The 21,431-nt window shown below is 73.3% G+C and carries 21 protein-coding genes; 9 read left to right on the forward strand and 12 right to left on the reverse strand.

Annotated features, from left to right (window positions below; all coding sequences use genetic code 11):
* Positions 1-306 precede the first annotated feature (306 nt).
* Both AMYTH_RS0108005 and AMYTH_RS0108010 read left to right on the forward strand, forming a co-directional pair.
* A complete protein-coding gene (locus tag AMYTH_RS0108005) occupies positions 307-1,122 on the forward strand; it encodes a hypothetical protein (protein WP_027929867.1) in 816 nt (271 codons plus the stop codon).
* A gap of 31 nt (positions 1,123-1,153) precedes the next feature.
* Positions 1,154-1,945, forward strand: coding sequence for a flagellar basal body-associated FliL family protein (locus AMYTH_RS0108010; protein WP_027929868.1), 792 nt, complete (start codon positions 1,154-1,156; stop codon positions 1,943-1,945).
* Positions 1,946-1,954: 9 nt separating this feature from the next.
* Here the strand turns inward: AMYTH_RS0108010 and AMYTH_RS0108015 are convergent, their stop codons facing one another.
* Both AMYTH_RS0108015 and AMYTH_RS0108020 read right to left on the reverse strand, forming a co-directional pair.
* Positions 1,955-2,779 carry a tRNA (adenine-N1)-methyltransferase gene (locus tag AMYTH_RS0108015; RefSeq protein ID WP_027929869.1) on the reverse strand — a complete coding sequence of 275 codons (825 nt, stop codon included), beginning with the start codon at positions 2,777-2,779 and terminating at the stop codon, positions 1,955-1,957.
* A gap of 58 nt (positions 2,780-2,837) precedes the next feature.
* Positions 2,838-3,995 carry a site-2 protease family protein gene (locus AMYTH_RS0108020; RefSeq protein ID WP_157360558.1) on the reverse strand — a complete coding sequence of 386 codons (1,158 nt, stop codon included), beginning with the start codon at positions 3,993-3,995 and terminating at the stop codon, positions 2,838-2,840.
* A 96-nt stretch (positions 3,996-4,091) separates the two neighbouring features.
* Here AMYTH_RS0108020 and AMYTH_RS0108025 point away from each other — a divergent pair, with 96 nt between their 5' ends.
* The 4 genes from AMYTH_RS0108025 (at position 4,092) to AMYTH_RS0108040 (ending at position 7,741) form a co-directional block, all read left to right on the forward strand.
* Positions 4,092-4,958 (forward strand): RecB family exonuclease, encoded by an 867-nt coding sequence (locus AMYTH_RS0108025; RefSeq protein ID WP_017982475.1) that lies wholly within the window; start codon positions 4,092-4,094, stop codon positions 4,956-4,958.
* 16 nt (positions 4,959-4,974) lie between these two features.
* Positions 4,975-5,754, forward strand: a complete 780-nt coding sequence (locus AMYTH_RS0108030; protein ID WP_027929871.1) for a thioesterase family protein — start codon at positions 4,975-4,977, stop codon at positions 5,752-5,754.
* Positions 5,755-5,831: 77 nt separating this feature from the next.
* On the forward strand, positions 5,832-6,761 hold the full coding sequence (locus tag AMYTH_RS0108035) for a ParA family protein (protein ID WP_027929872.1): 930 nt from the start codon (positions 5,832-5,834) through the stop codon (positions 6,759-6,761).
* A 71-nt stretch (positions 6,762-6,832) separates the two neighbouring features.
* On the forward strand, positions 6,833-7,741 hold the full coding sequence (locus AMYTH_RS0108040; protein ID WP_228684634.1) for a phosphotransferase family protein: 909 nt from the start codon (positions 6,833-6,835) through the stop codon (positions 7,739-7,741).
* 87 nt (positions 7,742-7,828) lie between these two features.
* On the opposite strand, the gene AMYTH_RS0108045 is transcribed toward AMYTH_RS0108040, so the two are convergent.
* Positions 7,829-9,040, reverse strand: a complete 1,212-nt coding sequence (locus tag AMYTH_RS0108045; protein WP_027929874.1) for an RNA polymerase sigma factor — start codon at positions 9,038-9,040, stop codon at positions 7,829-7,831.
* On the reverse strand, positions 9,037-9,408 hold the full coding sequence (locus AMYTH_RS0108050; protein WP_027929875.1) for a YciI family protein: 372 nt from the start codon (positions 9,406-9,408) through the stop codon (positions 9,037-9,039). Before AMYTH_RS0108050 ends, AMYTH_RS0108045 begins: the two co-directional genes overlap by 4 nt.
* 94 nt (positions 9,409-9,502) lie before the next feature.
* On the opposite strand from AMYTH_RS0108050, the gene AMYTH_RS0108055 reads away from it, so the two are divergent.
* Positions 9,503-9,937 (forward strand): YybH family protein, encoded by a 435-nt coding sequence (locus tag AMYTH_RS0108055; protein ID WP_027929876.1) that lies wholly within the window; start codon positions 9,503-9,505, stop codon positions 9,935-9,937.
* Here AMYTH_RS0108055 and AMYTH_RS0108060 read toward each other — a convergent pair.
* From AMYTH_RS0108060 to metH, 5 genes are all read right to left on the reverse strand, one after another.
* The gene (locus AMYTH_RS0108060; protein ID WP_027929877.1) at positions 9,934-10,872 is read right to left on the reverse strand and encodes an AEC family transporter; all 939 of its coding nucleotides are present in this window, start codon (positions 10,870-10,872) and stop codon (positions 9,934-9,936) included. The two genes, AMYTH_RS0108055 and AMYTH_RS0108060, sit on opposite strands and share 4 nt — an antisense overlap.
* On the reverse strand, positions 10,869-11,714 hold the full coding sequence (hisG, locus tag AMYTH_RS0108065; RefSeq protein ID WP_027929878.1) for an ATP phosphoribosyltransferase: 846 nt from the start codon (positions 11,712-11,714) through the stop codon (positions 10,869-10,871). The genes AMYTH_RS0108060 and hisG overlap by 4 nt, the downstream gene beginning before the upstream one ends.
* 30 nt (positions 11,715-11,744) lie before the next feature.
* The gene (locus AMYTH_RS0108070) at positions 11,745-12,008 is read right to left on the reverse strand and encodes a phosphoribosyl-ATP diphosphatase (protein WP_027929879.1); all 264 of its coding nucleotides are present in this window, start codon (positions 12,006-12,008) and stop codon (positions 11,745-11,747) included.
* 66 nt (positions 12,009-12,074) lie between these two features.
* On the reverse strand, positions 12,075-12,737 hold the full coding sequence (locus AMYTH_RS0108075) for an HAD family hydrolase (protein WP_157360559.1): 663 nt from the start codon (positions 12,735-12,737) through the stop codon (positions 12,075-12,077).
* A 16-nt stretch (positions 12,738-12,753) separates the two neighbouring features.
* Positions 12,754-16,305: a methionine synthase gene (metH, locus tag AMYTH_RS0108080; protein WP_027929881.1), complete on the reverse strand. Its 3,552-nt coding sequence runs from the start codon at positions 16,303-16,305 to the stop codon at positions 12,754-12,756.
* A 125-nt stretch (positions 16,306-16,430) separates the two neighbouring features.
* On the opposite strand from metH, the gene AMYTH_RS0108085 reads away from it, so the two are divergent.
* On the forward strand, positions 16,431-17,270 hold the full coding sequence (locus AMYTH_RS0108085; RefSeq protein WP_017982487.1) for a PAC2 family protein: 840 nt from the start codon (positions 16,431-16,433) through the stop codon (positions 17,268-17,270).
* The gene (locus tag AMYTH_RS0108090; protein ID WP_027929882.1) at positions 17,267-18,394 is read left to right on the forward strand and encodes an MFS transporter; all 1,128 of its coding nucleotides are present in this window, start codon (positions 17,267-17,269) and stop codon (positions 18,392-18,394) included. The genes AMYTH_RS0108085 and AMYTH_RS0108090 overlap by 4 nt, the downstream gene beginning before the upstream one ends.
* On the opposite strand, the gene AMYTH_RS0108095 is transcribed toward AMYTH_RS0108090, so the two are convergent.
* The 3 genes from AMYTH_RS0108095 to AMYTH_RS0108105 all read right to left on the reverse strand — a co-directional run bounded on the left by AMYTH_RS0108095 (position 18,377) and on the right by AMYTH_RS0108105 (position 21,362).
* Positions 18,377-19,201 (reverse strand): metallophosphoesterase family protein, encoded by an 825-nt coding sequence (locus tag AMYTH_RS0108095; protein ID WP_027929883.1) that lies wholly within the window; start codon positions 19,199-19,201, stop codon positions 18,377-18,379. The two genes, AMYTH_RS0108090 and AMYTH_RS0108095, sit on opposite strands and share 18 nt — an antisense overlap.
* A complete protein-coding gene (locus AMYTH_RS0108100; RefSeq protein ID WP_027929884.1) occupies positions 19,141-20,388 on the reverse strand; it encodes an MFS transporter in 1,248 nt (415 codons plus the stop codon). The genes AMYTH_RS0108095 and AMYTH_RS0108100 overlap by 61 nt, the downstream gene beginning before the upstream one ends.
* A 383-nt stretch (positions 20,389-20,771) precedes the next feature.
* A complete protein-coding gene (locus AMYTH_RS0108105; protein WP_027929885.1) occupies positions 20,772-21,362 on the reverse strand; it encodes an ArsR/SmtB family transcription factor in 591 nt (196 codons plus the stop codon).
* Between the last annotated feature and the right edge of the window lie 69 nt (positions 21,363-21,431).

The following is a 21,431-nucleotide window of genomic DNA, read 5'->3' on the forward strand; positions in this document are numbered from 1 at the left end:
CCCGGCCACCAAAAGCGGCCATCCGGGCGGTGAGCGATTCACTCATGTCACGACCACCCAACCAAGGCTTTACAGGACATTCACAGGGCGTCTTCCCCTTCTCCTCCTTCTTCAAACCCGGGCGGTTTTCACGTCGCCGCACCGGATCGCGGGCCGCCACGCCGGGCGGCCAAGATCGAGTTGTCCGATATCGGGGCTACGATCGCTCGCGTTGCAGCCCCGGTTCGCGTCCGGGGAGAAACCGGATGCCGCTTCGGCGCGTCGAAGGCAGGCAGACACCCGACGTGAACGAGGAGACGGCCGTCCATGACCTACCCGCCGCACGGCCCGGGCCAGCCCGGGCCCCACGGGCCGCAGGGCCCGCGAGGCCCCTACGGACAGCCGGGCCCGTTCGGGCAGCAGCCCGGACACCCGCAGGGCGGACCGCGGCAGCCCGGCTCCCCGCAGGGCGCGCCGCAGCACCACCCCCAGCACCCACATCCGCAGACGCCGCCGCCCGGATTTCCCGGCGCGACGCAGCAGTTCGGCGCTCCCGGCCCCGCTACCAGCGGCTTCGGTGCCGGCGGCTTCGGCGGTCCTGGCGGTGAGCCGCCGAGGAAGAAGAAGACCGGCCTGATCGCCGCCATCGGGGCAGCTGTGGTGGTGGTCGCCGGCGTGGCCGTCACGCTGGTGCTCACGCTCGGCGGCAACGAGGAGGACCACGGCACCACCACGGCCGCCGCGGGCTCCTCGTCCGCCGCGAGCCCCACGGGGCGCGCGAACTCCTCGACCGCCACCGCGCCGTCGTCCCGGTCGTCCCGCTCGTCCGCTTCCACCGCCGCGGGCGGTGGCGCCACGGGCGGCGCGGACAGCGTCGCCCAGCAGGTCGTGGACGCCATGAACGCCCGCAGCGCCAGCCGGTACGCCGCGCTGACCTGCGGCGGCGCCACCGACAGCGAGGTGTCCGCGCTGCAGTCCCAGTGGGACGCGGCCACCGAGCTGCAGGCCACCATCTCCGGCCCGGCCGAGATCACCGGCGACACCGCCAAGGTGCCGGTCGCGCTGCGTTACAACGGCGACCAGCAGAATGCGAAGATGCCGCTGAAACGACAGGGGTCGAACTGGTGCGTCGACGAGTCCTGAGCCCACCCATCCGAGAAGGGGTAACCCGATCATGACCTACCCGCCGCAACAGCCCGGGCCCTACGGGCAGCAAGGCCCCTACGGGCAGCAGGGCCAGCCGGGCCCCTACGGGCAGCAGCCGGGCGGCGGCTACCCCCAGCAGCCCGGGCAGCAGCCCCAGGGCGGGCCGCAGCAGCCCGGGTACCCGCAGGGCGGGCAGCCCGGCTACCCGCAGACGCCGCCGCCCGGGTTCCCCGGCGGCACGCAGCAGTTCGGCCAGAACCCCTACGCCGACTCCTACGCGACGCAGCAGTTCCCGGGCGGGCCGGGCGGGGAGCCGCCGAAGAAGAAGACCGGCCTGATCGTCGGCATCGCGATCGCCGCGGTGGTCGTCATCGGCGGCGCGGTCGCCGCCATCCTGCTGCTGACCGGTGGCGACGACAACAACAACTCCGCCGCCCCCAGCACGAGCGCCGCGCCGCCGGCGAGCTCCAGCGAGAAGGCGCCCAGCAGCTCGCGCACGCCGACGTCGACCTCTGCGCCGAAGGGCACCGCCGCGCCGGGCGGGAAGTCCACGCCGGAGGAGACCGCGCAGGCGATCGCCACCGCGTACAGCACCGGGGACAAGGCGACCATCCAGTCGATGGTGTGCGCGAGCCGCCCGCAGTCGGTGCCGGACATCCCGTCCGGCATCACCGTCACCGTGACCGGCAGCCCGGACGTCTCCGGCGACACCGCCTACGTCCCGGTGCACGCGGTCGGCCCCGGCGGCACCAACGACTTCGAGCTCGGCCTCGCCAACGAGGGCGGCGTGTGGTGCTACCTGGGCGACCGGACCAACTGACGGAGGACCTCAGCCGCGGCTCGGCCTGCGCTGCGGCCGCGGCGGGGTCACCCCGTCGGCCAGCCGGCGCGTGGTGAGCAGGAAGGCGGTGTGCCCGACCATCCGGTGTTCCGGGCGCACCGCCAGGCCCACCACGTGCCAGGGCCGCACGAGGCTCTCCCACGACTCGGGCTCGGTCCAGCCCTGCATCTCCCGCAGCGCCTCGGTGACGCGCGACAGCTGGGTCACCGTCGCCACGTACACGACCAGCACCCCGCCGGGGACGAGGCTGCGGTGGACGGTGTCGAGCACCTCCCACGGCGCCAGCATGTCCAGGATGACCCGGTCGACCTCGCCCTCGTGATTTTTCAGGTCGTCGACCTTGAGCGTCCAGTTCGACGGCCGCTCGCGGAAGAACCGCTCCACGTTCTTGACCGCGTGCTCGGCGTGGTCCTCGCGCACCTCGTAGGACAGCACGCTGCCCTCCGGGCCCACCGCGCGCAGCAGGGAGCAGGTCAGCGCGCCGGACCCGGCGCCCGCCTCCAGCACCCGCGCGCCCGGGAAGATGTCGCCCCACATCACGATCTGCGCCGCGTCCTTGGGGTAGATCACCTGCGCGCCGCGCGGCATGGACAGCACGTAGTCCGCCAGCCGTGGCCGCAGCGCCAGGTAGGCGGTGCCGCCGACGGACGTGATCACCGAGCCCTCCGGCTTGCCGATCAGGTCGTCGTGCTTCAGCGCGCCGCGGTGGGTGTGGTACTCCTCCCCCTCGGCGAGCACCAGCGTGTAGTTCCGCCCCTTCGGATCGGTCAGACGCACCCTGTCGCCCGGGCGGAACGGCCCGCTCACCTGCACTTGATTGACTCCTCGAAACTCGCGCGATCGCAGCGCTCGATCTTCGCAGACCCGCCGGTCAGCGGACGCGGCGGGCCGACAGCGCCGAGCGCAGGTCCTCGCGGCGCAGCACCCCGGCCGGGCGGCCCTCGTCGTCGACCACGAGGAACTGCCACGCGGCGGTCTCGCGCACCCGCTCGGCGATCTCCTCCCCCGGCTCGGAGGCGAGCAGCACGGTCTCGGCGCGGATCGGCTCCGCGGCGAGCTCCGCCGGTGCCTGCGGCGAGGTCTCCGCGAGCCGCTCGGCGGCGCCCTCGTCGAGCAGGCCGGCCGCGACGCCGTCCGCGCGCACCAGCACCACTCCCCTGCCCGCGGCGGCCGCGAGCGCGTCCGACACCGGGCTCTCCGCGGGCAGCTGCAGCACCGGCCGGGTCAGCTCGGTGACCGCGAGCCCCTCCGGCCAGCCGCGATTGGCGTCGGCGGCCAGTTCGGACGCGGCGCCTGCGGCGACGAACCACGCGGTGACCACGCAGACACCCAGCCGCAGCCAGCGGTCCTCGCTGCCGGAGACCATGCCGACCATCGCCCACACCAACAGCCCGGCCGCGACGATCCCGCCGCCCACCACGGCCGCGCGCGTGCCGCTGGCCCGCCGCCCGGTGACCGCCCACACCCCGGCGCGCAGCATGCGCCCGCCGTCCAGCGGCAGGCCGGGGAGCAGGTTGAACACGCCGACCGCGAGGTTGGCCACGGCGCACTCGGCGACCAGCAGCCACACCGCGCCGTCCGGCGGCACGGCGAACATCAGCAGGCCGCAGAACGCCGCGAGCAGCACGGACACGACCGGTCCCGCGGCGGCGATCAGCCCCTCCTGCCCCGGCCGTCGCGGGGTGCGGGCCACTTCGGACAGACCGCCGAGCAGAAACAGCCGCAGCCGCCGCACCGGGATCCCCATCCGCAGCGCCACCACGCAGTGGCCCAGCTCGTGGGCCAACACCGACAGGCCGAGCAGCACGGCGAACGCCGCGGCCAGCGCCCACGACGTGGCCGCGGTCGCGCCGGGCAGGAGCCGGTCGACGAGCGGCTGGTAGAGCACGACCACCACCAGCGAGCCGATCCACCAGGACGGGGCGAGCAGCACCGGCACGTCCTGCACCCGGAACAGCAGCAGGCCGCCGTCGGCGGTGGTCAGCACCCGCCTCGGCTGGTTTCCTCCGTGCTCGCCGGTCGCGGCCATGCCGGACAGGGTAGAGCGTGTGGTGTCAGACGGCCGTGACCCGCCGCGGCGCGCGGCGTCGCGATCTTGTCGGACCCCTCGTTTAGGGTGCGGGGTATGGCTCAGACGGCGACCACGGATCCCCAGCTCGGCGTGCGCCGCCCCGCGCTGTCCCCTTCGCGGGCCAGCGACTTCAAACAGTGCCCGCTGCTCTACCGCTTCCGGGCGGTCGACCGGCTGCCGGAGGTGCCGACGAAGGCGCAGCTGCGCGGCACGCTCGTGCACTCGGTGCTGGAGCGGCTGTTCGCGCTGCCGAAGACCGACCGCGAACCCGATCGCGCCCGCGAACTGCTCGCGCCCACCTGGAGCGAACTGTCGGCCGACAACCCGGAGTGGGCCGAGTTGTTCGACGGCGAGGACGTGCAGGGCTGGCTGGAGTCGGCCACCAAGCTGCTGGACAGCTACTTCCAGCTGGAGGACCCGCGCCGGTTCGACCCCGAGGCGTGCGAGCTGCACGTCGAGCTGGAGCTCGAGTCGGGCGTCCGGCTGCGCGGGTACGTCGACCGGCTGGACGTCGCGCCCACCGGCGAGATCCGCGTGGTGGACTACAAGACCGGCGCCGCGCCCCGCGAGATCGGCGAGGCCAAGGCGATGTTCCAGATGAAGTTCTACGCCGTGGTGCTGTGGCGGCTGCGTGGCGTGGTGCCGCGCCAGCTGAAGCTCATGTACCTCACCGACGGCCAGTCGCTCGCCTACGCCCCGGACGAGGCCGAGCTGCGCCGGTTCGAGCGCACGCTGGAGGCGATCTGGCAGGCGATCCTCAAGGCGGGCAAGACCGGCGACTTCCGGCCGAGCCCCAGCCGGCTCTGCGACTGGTGCGCGCACCAGTCGCTGTGCCCGTCGTTCGGCGGCACGCCACCGGAGTACCCGGGCTGGCCGGAGCCGGACCCGGGTGTGGAAACAGCATTGGACCGTGCTGACTGACGTGGGCGGACTGAGAATGACGGAGAACGCTTTCTACCTGCCGCTGGGCGGCGACCGCTACCAGCCGACCGAGCACACGGCCGGGCCGTGGACGCCGGAGGCGCAGCACTTCGGGCCGCCGTCGGCGCTGCTCGCCCGCGCGCTGGAGAACCTGGCCGCCGACCGGCCGGGGCTGCTGGCGCGGGTCACCGTGGAGATCCTCGGCCCGGCGCCGCTGACCGAGCTGTCACTACGGTCCTGGGTGGAGCGTCCGGGGCGGTCGGTCGAGCTGCTCGGCGCGGAACTGCACGACGGCACGCGGGCGGTCGCGCGGGCCTCCGCGTGGCGGATCGCCGAGGCCGACACCACGGACGTGGCCACCGAGGAGCCGGCGCCACCGTCCCCGGAGGACTGCCGTCCGGCGTCCTGGCCCGACACGTGGGGCCGCGGCGGCTACCTGGGCGCGATGGAGTGGCGGGTCATCGCGGGGTCGCCCGCGGAGCCGGGCCCCGCGTGGGTGTGGGGCAGGCAGCGGGTCGAGCTGGTGGCCGGGGAGAAGCCGACGCCGCTGCAGCGGCTGTTCGCGGTCGCCGACACCGGCAACGGGGCGTCGAACTTCCTGGACCCGGCGAAGTGGTGGTTCATCAACAGCGAGCTGACCGTGCACCTGCGGCGCGCTCCGGTCGGCGAGTGGATCGCGCTGGACGCGCGCACGCTGGTCGGGCCGTCCGGGGTGGGCACGGCCACCAGCACGCTGTCCGACGTACGGGGCCAGGTGGGCCACGGCGCGCAGGCGCTGATGGTGCGGACACGCTGACGGGCGTGACCGTCCCCCGCGAGCCGCACGAGATCCACTACTCTGCGGCCAGAACCGACTGACCTGGGAGCGCTCGAGTGCAGATCACCTCGGTGGTCAACCAGAAGGGCGGCGTCGGCAAGACGGCGCTGAGCGTCGGGGCCGCCGCGGCGCTGGCCGAACGCGGCCGCCGGGTGCTGCTGATCGACCTCGACCCGCAGGGTCACGCGACCACGGAGATGCTGGGCCTGGAGGAGGTGCCCCCGCAGGCGCCGAGCCTGGCCAAGGCGCTCACCAAGATGTGGAAGGGGCCGGTCGAGGAGCTGATCGTGCCGCACCGGCGCAGCAACATCGGCCCCGGCGGCGCGTTCGACGTGATCCCGACCTCGCCCGGCATGTTCGACCTGGTGCGCAGGCTCGACCAGTTCCGGGTGCCGGGCTGGCAGCTGGCGCGGGTCGTGCAGTTCGCCAACTACGACCACGTCATCATCGACTGCCCGCCCGCCCTGGACGTGCTGACGAACAACGCCCTCGCGGCGACGCACGGCATCCTGGTGCCAGTGCAGCCGGACCGCACCAGCATCCGGGCGCTGCGGCTGCTCAACGACCAGCTGTACTACGTGCAGACCGCGCTGAACCGCCCGCCGATCCCGTATTTCGGGGTGGTGCCCGGCCTGTACCGGCGGCCGATGTCGGGGTACGCGGTGGCGGCGCTGGAGGAGCTCAAGCAGTTCGGGTACCCGCTGCTGGCGCACGTGCCGCTCGGGGTGGTGATGAACGAGGCCGCCGCGCACGGCATGCCGGTCACGACGTTCGCGCCGGAGACCACCCAGGCGTTCGCGTTCCGCGAGATCGCGGCGGTGCTGGACGGGCACCTGGCGCGGCAGCAGCCCGCGGCCCCGATCCCCGCCGAGGACGACTTCGTGTTCGAGGACTTCATCACCCAGGTGGCGCAGACCCGCAACGAGAACGACAACGGCGCGCGGAAGAAGCTGTACGACCTCATGCCCAAACGCCCCCGCGACTAGTGGAGCCGCGGTCGATCGGGCGTCCTGCCGGGTCGTTCCAGCAACCGCTTTCCGCCGGCGAGATCGTCGCGATGACCGAGCGCGCGTTGGGGGCGCCGGCGGTGTCCGCGGTGGAGCTCGGCGGTGGTCTGTACAACACGACCTACCGGGTGGAGTTGCCCTCTCGGGAGACGGTGGTCCTGCGGGTGGCGCCGGAACCCGGGCGGCAGTTCCGCATCGAGCGGGAGCTGATGCGCAACGAGCACGTGAGCCTGCCGTTCTTCGCGCCGATCGCGCGCCTGATGCCCCGGACGTTGTTCGCGGACTGGACGCGGGACATCGCCGGGCGCGACTACGTGTTCCAGACCTTCCTCCCCGGGATCCCGGCGCCGCAGGGGCTCCGCTCGTACCGACGTCCACAGTGGACCGCCTTCTACCGCGGCCTCGGCGCGCTGGCACGGACCGTGCACGAGGTGCGGGGCCCCGCCTTCGGCCCGGTCGCCGGCCCGGCGTTCGCCACGTGGAGCGAGGCGGTGCTGGCGTACTTCGCGGACACCGCCGCGGACCTCACCGACGCCGGTCTCGACGCCTCGGACGTGCTGGCCGTCGCCCGGCTGGCCGAGCAACGCCGTGTGGTGCTCGACGAGATCACCGAGCCCCGGCTGCTGCACGGCGACCTGTGGACCGCCAACGTGCTCCTCTCCCCTGGCGCGCCGGAGCCGCTGATCGACGGCGTGCTCGACCACGACCGGGCATCCTGGGGTGATCCCGCCGCCGACTGGAGCCTGTACGCCGCGTCGCGGCCCGATCCGGTCCGGGACGCGTTCTGGGTGGGTTACGGGCGGCCGGCGGACACTGCGCAGGCCCGCTGGCGGGCGCTGGTCTACCGCGCCCGGCACCTCGGCGCGGTGCGGCTGGAGCGCCACCGGCTCGGCAACACCGACGGCGTCGCGGCGAGCTACCTCGAGCTCCGCGCCATCCTCGATGCGCTGGCTGCCTAACCGGGGCGATGAGCGGCGGCAACACGGTCCACAGCCGACGGATCGGCATCGGCAGCGGTGCGCGCCCAAGCCGCGCGGTATAGGACGTTATACACTTCCCGAGGCGCAGCGGCGGGCACGCGCCTCCAGGTACCGCCGCTCCGGCACGCTCAACGTGCCCCGCGCGGCGCGGTCGTATGCCTCCGCCGCCGCGGGGAGATCGCCGGTGCGCTCCAGGAGGTGCGCCCGCACCGCGTCCACGCGGTGGTGCCCGGCCAGCGCCGGGTCCTCCGCTGCCACCGCCAGCTCCCGCAAGCCGGCCTCCGGACCGTCCACTTCGGCCACCGCCACGACACGGTTCAGCGTCACCATCGGGCCGGGCGCCACGGCCGCCAGCAGCTCGTACAGCCCGGCGATCTCGCGCCAGTCGGTGTCCTCCGCGCGCCCGGCCTGCCCGTGCACGGCGGCGATCGCGGCCTGCAACTGGTACGCGCCCACCGGCGCGGTCGTCAGCGCCCGCGTCACCAGCGCCGTGCCCTCGTCGATCATCGCCCGGTCCCACCGCGACCGGTCCTGTTCGGCGAGCGGGACCAGTACACCACCGGGGCCGGTGCGGGCGGCGCGGCGCGCGTCGGTCAGGAGCATCAGGGCGAGCAGGCCCGTCACCTCCCCCTCGGCGGGCAGCCGGGCATGCAGCTGCCGGGCCAGGCGGATCGCCTCGGCGGTCAGGTCCACGCGCTGCAACGACTCCCCCGAACTCGCCGTGTGCCCCTCGGTGAAGACCAGGTACAGCACGTTGAGCACGGCGGCCAGTCGCCTGCCGTACTCCTCCGGCGCGGGTGGCCGGAACCGGGCGCCGGCAGCCTTGATCCGCTGTTTCGCGCGGCTGATGCGTTGCGCGATCGTGGATTCCGGCACCAGGTAGGCCCGCGCGATCTCGGCGGTGGTGAGCCCGCCGACCGCCCGCAGCGCCAGCGCCACCTGCGACGCCGGGGTCAGCGACGGGTGGCAGCACAGCATGAGCAGGGTGAGCGTGTCGTCCACCGCGGGCACCGGCGCCGGGTCCGGTGGCGTCATCAGCGCGACGTTCTCCTCCCGGCGGCGGCGCGCGGCCTCCGACCGCCACAGCTCGATCCGCCGCCGGGACGCGGTGGTGATCAGCCAGCCCTTGGGGTTGTCGGGCATCCCCTGGGCCGGCCACTGCGTCGCGGCCGCGAGCAGCGCCTCCTGCACCGCGTCCTCGCACAGGTCGAAGTCGCCGTAGCGGCGCACCAGCGCGGCGAGCACCTGCGGCGCCAGTTCGCGCAGCACCTCGTTCACGGCAGGAAGACGCTCAGGTCCTGCGTGGGGCGCACCTCGACCAGGCCGAGCCCCGCCTCCGGGATCCGCGCCGCCCACTCCACGGCCCGCTCCAGGCTCCCGCAGTCCAGCACGTAGAACCCGGCCAGCTGCTCCTTGACCTCGGCGAACGGCCCGTCCCCCGCCACGACCTGCCCGTCGGAGACCAGGACCCGCTTACCCGTCTCCGGCGGCGCCAGCGACGCCGAGGTCACCAGCTCCCCCGACTCCGCCAGGTCGCGGTCCAGCGCCTCGTACGCTTTGAGCCCCTGCCGTTTCTCGTCGTCGGCCAGGCTTTCCCACACCGCCTGCGACGCCGCGTTGCGGTAGATCAGCACCAGGAACTTCATCTGCCCTCCCGGACTCCTCACCCGGGATGTCGAGACCGGGCCCGCGGTCTCGACGTCACCGGTGGAAGCACACACCCTAGCCGGGAGGACGACGATGACCAGCACGAACGAGATCCACGCGGTGATCGAGGAGCAGGCGGCCGCCATCCGGGCCGGCGACGCGGACGCGGTCGTCGCCCGCTACGCGCCGGAGATCGTCGCGTTCACCCTCGCCCCGCCGCTGGCCCACGACGCGGCCGAGATGCGCGACCCGGACAACCTGCGCGGCTGGTTCGCCGGGTTCGACGGCCCGGTGGACTACGAGGTCCGCGACCTGCGCGCCACCGTCGACGGCGAGCTGGCCTTCGCCCACAGCCTCAACCGCATGTCCGCGCTCCCCGCCGGCCACGACGAGCCGTTCACCCTGTGGTTCCGGTCGACGGTCTGCCTGCGCCGCGACGACGGCCGGTGGCTGATCGCGCACCAGCACCAGTCCACACCGTTCCACATGGACGGCACCTTCGCCGCCGCCCTGGATCTGGAGCCCTAGAGGAACTCGCCGACCAGCCAGGACACCAGGGACAGCGACCCCATCGACACCAGGGTGGACACGAGCACGCAGTCCCGCACGAACCGGCTGTCCAGGGCGTACTGGCTGGTCGCGATGAAGATGTTCTGCGCGGTCGGCAGCCCCGCGCACACCGTCGCGATCATCAGCGCCGGGTGCGGCACGCCGAGCAGCAGGCCGACGCCGAGGGTGATCGCGGGCTGGGCGAACAGCTTCAGCCCGACCACCGCCGCCATCTCGGCCCGCCGCGTCCCCATCGGGTCCCGCGCGCCGCCGGAGGTGAGGGACATGCCCAGCACCAGCAGCGCGGTGCCCACCCCGGCGGAGGCGAGCAGGTGCAGCGGCTGCGCCACCAGGTGCGGCAGGTGCAGTCCGCTCGCCCGGAACAGCACCCCGGCCAGCGACGCGGCGATCACCGGGGTGCGCACCGGCAGCATCAGCAGCGTCCGCCACCGCGAGCGGCCCGGCTCCCGCGCGTCGGCCTCCAGCAGCGCCAGCAGCGACGGCATCAGCACCAGCGTCTGCAACAGGATCATCACCACGACGAACGCGGAGTCCCCGAACAGCTGCAGCAGGACCGGGATGCCCAGGTTGCCGGCGTTGGCGTAGCAGGAGGCCATCCCGCTGACCGCCCACTCCGACAGCTTGCGCCGGAACACCCACTTGCCCAGCGCGAACCCGATCGCGCCCACCACGACGGTGCCGATCAGGAACGCGAGCACGCCCGGGTTCAGCAGGGCGGTCAGCGGGGTGTCCTGCATGGTGGTGAACAGCACCGCGGGCATCGCGACGACGAAGACGTACTTCGTCAGCGCCGCCTCGGCGCCCTCGCCGAGCACGCGGAACCGGCCGAGCAGGTACCCCAGTCCGGTCAGTGCCCAGATCGGCGCGAACGCCGGCAGGACACCGCCGGTCAAAGCCGGCAGGAGCGGATGTCGGAGGCGAGCACCGCCTTCGCACCCACCTCGGCCAGCTCGTCCATGATCTGGTTGACCTTCTTGCGCGGCACCATCGCCCGCACCGCGACCCAATCCGGGTCGGCCAGCGGCGCGACCGTCGGCGACTCCAGGCCCGGCGTGATCGCGACCGCCTTGTCCAGCAGGGTCCGCGGGCAGTCGTAGTCGAGCATCATGTACTGCTGCGCGAACACCACGCCCTGCAGCCGGGCGGTCAGCTGCGACTTCGCCTTCTGCGCGTCGCTGCCGGCGCGTTGCACCAGCACCGCCTCGGACACGCAGATCGGGTCGCCGAACGCGACCAGGTTGTGCTGCCGCAGGGTCCGCCCGGAGCCGACCACGTCGGCGATCGCGTCGGCCACGCCGAGCTGGATCGAGATCTCCACCGCGCCGTCGAGCCGGATCACCTCGGCCTCCACGCCCTGCCGGGCGAGGTCGTCGCGCACCAGCTTCGGGTAGGAGGTGGCCAGCCGCTTGCCCTGCAGGTCGGCCGGCTTCCAGTCCTGCCCGGCCGGGGCGGCGTAGCGGAAGGTGGAGCCGCCGAAGCCCAGCGCCAGCACCTCCTCGACCGGGGCGCCGGAGTCCAGCGCCAGGTCGCGGCCGGTGATGCCGAGGTCCAGCTCGCCGGAGCCGACGTAGATCGGGATGTCCTTGGGGCGCAGGAAGAAGAACTCGACCTCGTTGTTCGGGTCGAGCACGGTCAGGTCGCGCTGCTCATGCCGCTGGCGGTAACCGGCCTCGCCGAGCATCTCCGACGCCGGCCCGGCCAGCGCTCCCTTGTTCGGCACCGCAACCCGCAGCATGCCCTCACTCCTCAATCGTTCTCGGCCCCGCTACAGGTAGCGGTACACGTCCTCGGTGGTCAGCCCGCGCCCGAGCATCAGCACCTGAACCCGGTACAGCAGCTGGGAGATCTCCTCGGCCAGCCGGTCGTCGGACTCGTGCTCGGCGGCGATCCAGACCTCACCGGCCTCCTCGAGCACCTTCTTGCCCTGGGCATGCACGCCGGCGTCCAGCGCCTCCACGGTGCCCGATCCCTCGGGTCGGTTGCGGGCCCGCTCGGTGAGCTCGGCGAACAGCTCGTCGAAGGTCTTCACGGTCTGTAGATCCTTCCATCCGGCCCGCCACGGGGGCGATCCGGGCCGCCGCTGCTGACGGCGACGTCACACCAGGCCGCGCAGCGTGTCCGCGTCCACCCCGGTCAGCGAGGTGCGGAACACCCGGCGCGGGCCCGCTTCGACGGACACGTCGTTGGGCACCACGAGCACGACGCACCCCGCGGCGGCGGCCGACGCGGCGCCCGGCGGGGAGTCCTCGACGGCCACGCAGCGTGCCGGGTCCGCGCCGAGCAGCCGCGCCGCACGCAGGTACGGCTCGGGGTGCGGCTTGTTGAGCCCGTCCACCTCGTCACCGCAGACGGTGACGTCGAAGAACTCCCGCCCGATGGTGTCCAGCGCCAGCTCGGTCAGCGACCGCTCGGTGGAGGTGACCAGCGCCGAGGGCACCCCGGCGCGGCGCACCGCGGTCAGCGCTTCGCGGGCGCCGGGCCGCCACGGCAGCTCGTCGGCGAACAGGTTCGCCGTCCGGTCGCGGATCCACGCGCCGGTCTCCGCGACCGCCGCGGCGGTCGGCTCGTGGCCGGTCGCCGTCAGCAGGAAGCCCGCCGTGGCGTCCATGTTGGACCCGACGAGCGTGAGCCGCTGCTCGGTGGTGAGCGTCCCGCCCAGCCACTCCGCGCACTCGTAGAGCGCGACGTCCCACAGCTTCTCCGAGTCGACGAGCGTGCCGTCCATGTCCCAGAGCACGGCAGCAAGGCCGTCCGTCAAGTGGTTCTCCCTCTGCTCAGGTGTTGAAGTACTTGGCCTCGGGGTGGTGGGCCACGATCGCGTCGGTGGACTGCTCGGGGTGCAGCTGGAACTCCTCGGACAGCTTCACGCCGATCCGTTCCGCGTCGAGCAGCTCCACGATGGTCGCGCGGTCCTCCAGGTTCGGGCAGGCGCCGTAGCCGAGGGAGAAGCGGGCGCCGCGGTAGCCCAGTTTGAAGAAGTCCTCGACCGAGCGCGGGTCCTCGTCGGCGACCGCGCGGCCGCTGGTGAAGTGCAGCTCCTGCCGCACGCGGCGGTGCCAGTACTCGGCCAGCGCCTCGGTGAGCTGCACGCCGAGGCCGTGGACCTCCAGGTAGTCGCGGTAGGCGTCGTTGGCGAACAGCTCGTTGGCGTAGTCGGCGATCGGCTGCCCCATGGTGACCAGGGTCAGCGGCAGCACGTCGACCTCGCCGGTGGCGCGGGGCCGGAAGAAGTCGGCCAGGCACAGGTAGCGGTCGCGGGTCTGCCTCGGGAAGGTGAACCGGGCCCGCTCGGGCGCGTCGGCGTGCGCCTCGGCCAGCACCACCAGGTCGTTGCCCTCGGCCACGGCGGGGAAGTAGCCGTACACCACGGCAGCGTGCTGCAGGACCCCGTCGGTGGCCAGCCGGTCCAGCCAGTACCGCAGCCGTGGGCGCCCTTCGGTCTCCACCAGCTGCTCGTAGCTGGGCCCCTGTCCGCCGCGGGCGCCGCGCAGGCCCCACTGGCCGAGGAAGGTGGCCCGCTCGTCGAGCAGTGCGGCGTACTCGGCGACCGGGATGCCCTTCACCACCCGGGTGCCCCAGAAGGGCGGCACGGGCACGGGCACGTCGGTCGCGACATCGGAACGGGCGGGAATGGGGGCCTCCGGCTCTCGGGCGGACTTGCGGGCTTCGGCGATGCGCAGGGACCGCTCGCGGCGGGCCTTGCGCTCCGCTCTCTTCGCCGCCTCCTCCGCGCTGATCTCCGGCGCCCGGCCGTGCTTGGCCGCCATGATCGTGTCCATCAGCCGCAGGCCCTCGAACGCGTCCCGCGCGTAGCGGACGTCGCCCTGGTAGAGCTCGGCGAGGTCGTTCTCCACGTAGGTGCGGGTCAGTGCCGCGCCGCCGAGCAGGACGGGCCAGCGCTGGGCGACGCCGCGGGAGTTCATCTCCTCCAGGTTCTCCTTCATGATCACCGTGGACTTCACCAGCAGCCCGGACATGCCGATCGCGTCCGCGCCGTGTTCGTCCGCCGCGTCCAGGATCGCGTTGACGGGCTGCTTGATACCCAAGTTGATCACGTCGTAACCGTTGTTCGACAGGATGATGTCGACCAGGTTCTTGCCGATGTCGTGCACGTCGCCCTTGACCGTGGCCAGGACGATCTTCCCCTTGGTCTGGATGTCGCCTTGACTCTGCTCTTCGATGTGGGGTTCGAGGTAAGCCACCGCGGTCTTCATGACCTCGGCCGACTGCAGCACGAACGGCAGCTGCATCTGGCCGGACCCGAACAGCTCGCCCACGGTCTTCATGCCGGACAGCAGGGTGTCGTTGACGATGTCCAGCGCCGGCTTCTCCGCCAGCGCGGCGTCGAGGTCGGCCTCCAGCCCGGTGCGCTCGCCGTCGACGATCCGCCGCTCCAGCCGCTCGAACAGCGGCAGCGCGGCCAGCTCCTCGGCGCGCGAGGCCCGGCTCGACGCGGCCGAGACGCCCTCGAACAGCGACATCAGCTTCTGCAGCGGATCGTAGCCCTCCCGGCGGCGGTCGTAGACCAGGTCGAGCGCGACCTCCCGCTGCTCGTCCGGGATCCGCGCCATCGGCAGGATCTTCGACGCGTGCACGATCGCCGTGGTCAGCCCGGCTTCGACACACTCGTGCAGGAACACCGAGTTGAGCACCTGGCGCGCGGCGGCGTTGAGCCCGAAGGAGACGTTGGAGATGCCCAGCGTCGTCTGCACCTCCGGGTAGCGGCGCTTGAGCTCGCGGATCGCCTCGATCGTCTCCAGCGCGTCGCGGCGGGTCTCCTCCTGCCCGGTGGTGATCGGGAAGGTCAGGCAGTCGACGATGATGTCGGAGACGCGCATGCCCCAGTTGGTGACCAGGTCCTCGATCGTGCGGGTGGCGACGCGGACCTTCCACTCGGCGGTGCGGGCCTGGCCCTCCTCGTCGATGCACATCACCACGACCGCGGCGCCGTGCTCGGACACCAGCCGCATGATCTTCTGGAAGCGCGAGTCCGGGCCGTCACCGTCCTCGTAGTTGACGCTGTTGACCACGCACCGGCCGCCCAGCCGTTCCAGGCCGGCCTGGAGCACCGCGGGCTCGGTGGAGTCGAGCATGATCGGCAGCGTCGACGCCGTCGCCAGCCGCCCGGCCAGCTCGGCCATGTCCGCCGCGCCGTCCCGGCCGACGTAGTCCACGCACAGGTCCAGCAGGTGCGCGCCGTCCCGGGTCTGCTCGCGGGCGATCTCCACGCAGTCCTCGTAGCGGCCTTCGAGCATGGCCTCGCGGAACTTCTTGGAGCCGTTGGCGTTGGTGCGCTCCCCCACCATCAGCACCGACGCGTCCTGCTCGAACGGCACCGCCTGGTACAGCGAGGACACGCCGGGCTCGTGCCGCGGACGGCGGGGCGCGCGCTCGGCGTCCCGCACCGCCTCGGCGAGCTGGCGGATGTGCTCGCCGGTGGTGCCGCAGCAGCCGCCGACCAGGCCGACGCCGAACTCGCGCACGAACCCGGACAGCGCCTCGGCCAGCCCTTCCGGCGACAGCGGGTACACCGCGCCGTCCGGGCCCAGCTCGGGCAGGCCGGCGTTGGGCATCACCGACAGCGGCACCCGCGCCGACTTCGACAGCGTCCGCAGGTGCTCGCTCATCTCCGCCGGGCCGGTCGCGCAGTTCAGGCCGATCACGTCGATGCCCAGCGGCTCCAGCGCGGCCAGCGCGGCGGCGACCTCGGTGCCCAGCAGCATCGTGCCGGTGGTCTCCACCGTGATCGAGGCGATCACCGGCACCTCGCGGCCCACGGCGCGCATCGCCCGGCGCGCGCCCAGGATCGCCGCCTTGGTCTGCAGCAGGTCCTGCGACGTCTCCACCAGCACCGCGTCCACCCCGCCGTGCAGCAGGCCGGTGACCTGCTCGACGTAGGCGTCCCGCAGCCGCGCGTACGGCGCGTGGCCGAGCGTGGGCAGCTTGGTGCCCGGGCCGACCGAGCCCAGCACGAACCGCGGGCGGTCCGGCGTCGCGTGCTCGTCGGCGGTCTCCCGCGCCAGCCGCGCCCCCGCCTCGGCCAGCTCGGCAATGCGGTCGGCGATCCCGTACTCCCCCAGGTTGGCCAGGTTCGCGCCGAAGGTGTTCGTCTCCACCGCGTCCGCGCCGGCCTCCAGGTAGGTGCGGTGGATGCCCCGCACCACGTCCGGGCGGGTCACGTTCAGGATCTCGTTGCAGCCTTCCAGCCCCGCGAAGTCGTCCAGGGACAGCTCGTGCGCCTGCAGCGCCGTGCCCATCGCCCCGTCCGCCACGACCACACGGGCGGCGAGGGCGTCCAGCAGCGGTGACGAGAAACGACCGGACATGACACCAGGCTACGGTCTCGTCACCGCCCGCCGGGTCGTAGGCTGGGTGGGTGAGTGACCCAGCCGACGCGATCCCACAGCCCGAGCCCCCGGACTCGGAGGACACCACGGCCAGGGACCGGGTGATGATCCTGGCCTTCGAAGGCTGGAACGACGCAGGTGACGCGGCCAGCACGGCCCTGGAGCACCTCCAGCTGAGCTGGGACGCCAAGCCGCTCGCCGAGCTCGAGCCGGACGACTACTACGACTTCCAGGTCAGCCGCCCGACGGTCCGGATGGTGGACGGTGTCACCCGCAGGGTGGAATGGCCGACCACGCGACTGGCGATCTGCCACCCGCCCGGCTACGACCAGGACATCGTGCTGGTGACCGGCCCCGAGCCGAACATGCGGTGGCGCGCCTTCTGCCGCGAGCTGCTCGGCCACATCGAGGACCTGGGGGTGACCACGGTCGTCACGCTCGGCGCGCTGCTGGCCGACACCGCCCACACCCGCCCGGTCCCGGTCACCGGCACCGCCTACGACCCGGAGGCCGCGGCCCGGTTCGGGCTGGAGCGCAGCCGCTACCAGGGCCCGACGGGCATCGTCGGCATCCTGCAGGACGCGTGCGTGCAGGCGGGCATCCCGGCGATCTCCATCTGGGCCGCGGTGCCGCACTACGTGTCCCACCCGCCCTCGCCGAAGGCGACGCTGGCGCTGCTGCACAAGCTCGAGGACGTCCTGGACGTCGAGGTCCCGCTGGGCGCGCTGCCCGAGCAGGCCGAGGAGTGGCAGCAGACGGTCAGCGAGATGGCCGAGGAGGACGAGGAGATCGCCGAGTACGTCCGGTCCCTGGAGGAGCGCGGCGACGCGGAGACCGCGATCACCCTGGAGGAGTCCAGCGGCGAGAAGATCGCCGCCGAGTTCGAGCGTTACCTGCGGCGGCGCCGTCCGGGCGCGGAGGGACCTGGACCGGCAGGCCGGTGAGCGGGCGGCCCGCCCGCGCCGCGCTCTACGTCGGTGGCCTCCTCGGACCGTTCGGGGCCGGGGTGGTGTCGTCGATGCTGCCCGAGCTGTCGGCGAGTTTCGGCGTGTCGCCGGGCGCCGCGGCGTCGTCGCTGACGGCCTACCTGCTGCCGTTCGCGCTGGTCATGCTCGTGTCGGGAACCTACGGCGCACGCTGGGGCCCGGTGCGCACGATCCGGATCGCCTACGCCGGCTACGTCCTGGCGGCGGCGCTGGCGGCGCTCGCGCCGTGGTTCTGGCTGTTCCAGGTCACCCGCGGGCTGCAGGGCGTGGCCAACGCGTTCACCACGCCGCTGCTGCTGACCAAGCTCGCGGCGATCACCCCGGCGGACCGGCTCGGCCGGGCGCTCGGCACGTTCGGGGCGATGCAGGCGCTCGGGCAGACGTCCGCGCCGCTGGTCGGCGGGCTGGCCGCGGAGGGCGACTGGCGGTGGGCGTTCGCCGGGATCGCCGTGGTCGCGCTGGTGCTGGCGGCGAGCCCGCTGCCGCCGGACGACCCGGGGGCCGAGCGGGAGTCGCGGTTGCGGGACGCGTGGCGTCCGGTCGTGCTGTGGGCCGGCGGCGTGGTGTTCCTGGCCTGGGCGTGCCTGGCCGGTCTGCCGTTCCTGGTGGCGTTCCGGGTCGACGACCTGTTCGCGCTGACGCCGGGCGTGCGCGGGCTGGTGCTGACGGCCTACGGGATCGCCGGGTTCGTCGCCGCGCGGCTGGTGGGCGCGGCATCGGACCGGTTCGGGCCGCGGGTGGCGCTGGCCGCCGGGCTGCTGCTGGGCGCGGCGGCGATGGCCTCGATCGGGCTGTTCCCGTCGCTGCCCGCGGTGACGGTCGCGTGGGCGGTCGGGGGGGTGTGCGGCCAGCTGGTGCTGGTCGGGATCAACGCGACGGTGCTCGCCGGGGAGGGCAACGGGCGCAGCGGCGCGATCTCGGTGGTCACGGCGCTGCGGTTCCTCGGCATGTCCGCCTCCCCGGCCGTGTTCACCGCGCTCTACCACACCAGCCCGGCGCTGAGCTTCCTCGTCGCTGCCGGGGTGCTGGCCGCGACGGTGCCGCTGCTGGCGTTGCGGCCGAGGTCAGAGGATGCGGCGTAGCGGGACCGGGCCGCGGGCGCGTTTGCGCCATTCGCGCGGGTAGCCGAGCGACACCTCTTCGAAGCGGACGCCGTCGGCCCAGGTGGTGCGCGGGATGTGCAGGTGCCCGAACACGGCGACCTCGGCACGGTAGCGCAGGTGCCAGTCCTCGGTGCGGGTGGTGCCGCACCACAGCGCGAACTCCGGCCAGCGCAGGGGCGCGGTCGGGTGGCGGTGCAGCGGCCAGTGCGACATCAGGACCGTGCCGTGGTCGGCGGGGATGGCGTCCAGGCGCTGCTCGCTGTGCTTGAGCCGGTCGGCGCACCAGTCCTGGCGGGTGGGGAACGGGTCGGGGTGCAGGTAGAACTCGTCGGTGCACACCACTCCGGCCTCGCGGGCCTGGTCGAGCGCCTCGGCCAGGGACGCGTCCTCGGCCTGCGGGGTGCGCCAGCTGTAGTCGTAGAGCAGGAACAGCGGGGCGATGGTGAGCGGCCGGTCCGCGTGGGGCCAGACCAGGTAGTCGTCCTCCGGGGTGCGGACGCCGATTTCGCGGCAGCGCTCGACGAGATGCCGGTAGCGGGCCTCGCCGCGCAGTTCGTCGCCGTCGCGCGGGACGGTCCACAGTTCGTGGTTTCCGGGCACCCACACCACCTCGGCGAAGCGCTGTTTGAGGGTGGCCAGCGTGGTGGTGACCGCGTCGATCTTCTCGGCGACGTCACCGGCGACCAGCAGCCAGTCCTCCGGGGAGTCCGGGCGGACTTCGTCGATCAGCGGCGCGTTGCCGTTGTGGGTGACGTGGAGGTCGCTGGTGGCGTAGAGGTGGGGCACGGGTCCACCGTAGTCATCCGCCGCACCAGCACGGCGACCCCGAGCGCGCCGGCGACGAGGTTGAGCGCGGCCTGGAAGTTCAGCAGCGGGGTCAGGCCGAGCGGGCCGACGAGTGCGCCTGCGCCGAGCATGCCGGCGACCTGGGCCAGTGCCTGCACGGCGAAGCCGGTGCTGAGCACGCGGCCGGTGCTGCCGGGCGGGCTGACGGTCTGGACGACCGAGAGCAGCCCGGCATTGAGCACGACGACCGGGACGCCGACGGCGATGAACAGTCCGATGTAGACGCCGAATGCGCTGGTCAGCGCCGGAGCGTTCCAGATGACGGCGGCGGTGAGGCCGAACGCGACGGTGCCCCAGCCGAGCAGCCGCGCGGGGGCGGCGTTGCGGGCGATCGTGGCGAGGGCGAGGCCCGCGGCGAGCCCGCCGATGGCCTGGACACCGCGCAGCAGCCCGGTTTCGGCTTCGCCCTGGCCGAGCGGGCCGCTGACGAAGAGGACGAACAGGACGACGAACATCCCCTGCCCCACGGACATCAGGGCGGTCATGAAGATCACCAGCCGGAGCCGGTGGTCGCGGCGGATGTCGGCGAGCCCGTCGAGCCAGGCCCGGACCGCCGGGGCCCGGCGCGTGGGCCGGGGTTCGGCGAAGCGGGGCGCGAGGAAGCCGATCGCGGCCACGAGGGCGGCGGTGTACGCGACGACGACGGCGCCGAGGCCGGCGAAGCCGAGCAGCACCCCGCCGAGTGCGCTGCCCCCGAGCCGGGCGACGCAGGTGCCGACGCCGAGCGCCCCGTTGGCGGCGGTCGTCTGCCCGGGGGCCAGCACGGGGACGAGCGCGCTGCGGGCGGGCTCGAACACCGCCGCGAGACCGGACTGCAGAGCCATGACGAGGTAGATCACCGGAAGGCTGCTGCTGAGCAGCGGCACCGCGACGACCGCTTGGCCTGCGCACACCGCGGCGAGCAGGGCGCGCCGGTTCCGGCGATCGGCGAGCACCCCGGCGACCGGGCTGAGCACGACGGCGGGCAGCACCCCGGCGACCATGGTGGCGGCGGTCGCCGCGGGCGAGCCGGTGAGCGCGAAGATGTGCAGCGGCAGCGCGACCTGCAGCATCCACTCCGCGGTCTCGGCGCACATCCCGGCGGCCCAGAGACGCGCGAAGGCGGGGGTTCTCAGGGGGCCGGGCATGATCGCTCCTCCCTCGCGTGCTTCGCGCCGGTCACCGGATCTGCTGTTCGCGCGGTGCGGGATGGCGAGCGCGCGTGGCGGGGGCTGCTGTTCGCGCGTCGCGGAACGATGCGCACCCCGCGCGGGACGTTGCTCGCGGGTGCCGGACGGTGGGCGCGCCAGGCGGGATGCTGCCCGCGCGTGGCGGGGGGCTGCTGTTCGCGCGTCGCGGAACGACGCACACCCCGCGCGGGATGCTGCTCGCGAGTGGCGGGGCGCTGGGCGCGCCCTTGGAGGCTCGCCGGCCGATGGCCGGGCCGCGTCGGCAGTCCAGCCACTCGCGTGCGTGCCCACCTCCGGTGCCGGGCTTGTCGGCGCCGCGGCGCGGGCGCGCAGCCCCGGCGCTACTCACTCGGCTTCCCGTTCGCCTCGACGCGCGGGTATGCCCGCCAGCTCGCCTGGACCGGCCGCGCTCCCTCCGGCGCCCCGGTCCGGATGGTCGCCACGTAGGGCCGCACCAGCTCGTCGATCGCCTCGGTCAGGGCCGCCAGTTCGGCCGGCGTCACCCGCAGGGCATAGGTGTTGATCGCCGACGCCTCCTGCCACTCGCGGTCGAACGAGCCGATCGTGTCCAGGAACCGCTGCCCCAGCACGCCGTCCTCGGCGATCCGCGCTCCCGCCGCGGCCAGTTGCGCCGTCTGCACCCCCGGGTCGGTCGCGAACTCGCCGAAGTCCAGCCCGACCGGCGTGGCCCGCCACGGCCGCTCCCGCCCATCGGCTGCCTCCACGCGCTCCACCAGCCCCCACTGCGCCAGTTGCCGCAGGTGCCAGCTGCAGTTCGACGCCGTCGAGTCCACCGCCTCCGCGCACTCCGTCGCGGTCCGCGGCCCGACGGCCATCAGGTAGCTCAGCAGCTCCGACCGCAGCGGGTGCGCCAGCGCCCGCATCAGCTCCGCGTCCCGGACCCGCCGTCGCGGCGGCAGTTCGGCGGCCATCGGCACTCCCAACGTGAAAGGAAGCTTTCGAAAGGACTCTTTCACATCTCGAGCCGGAAAACAAGTTGC

It is taken from the genome of Amycolatopsis thermoflava N1165 (assembly GCF_000473265.1).
Classification (GTDB): domain Bacteria; phylum Actinomycetota; class Actinomycetes; order Mycobacteriales; family Pseudonocardiaceae; genus Amycolatopsis_E; species Amycolatopsis_E thermoflava.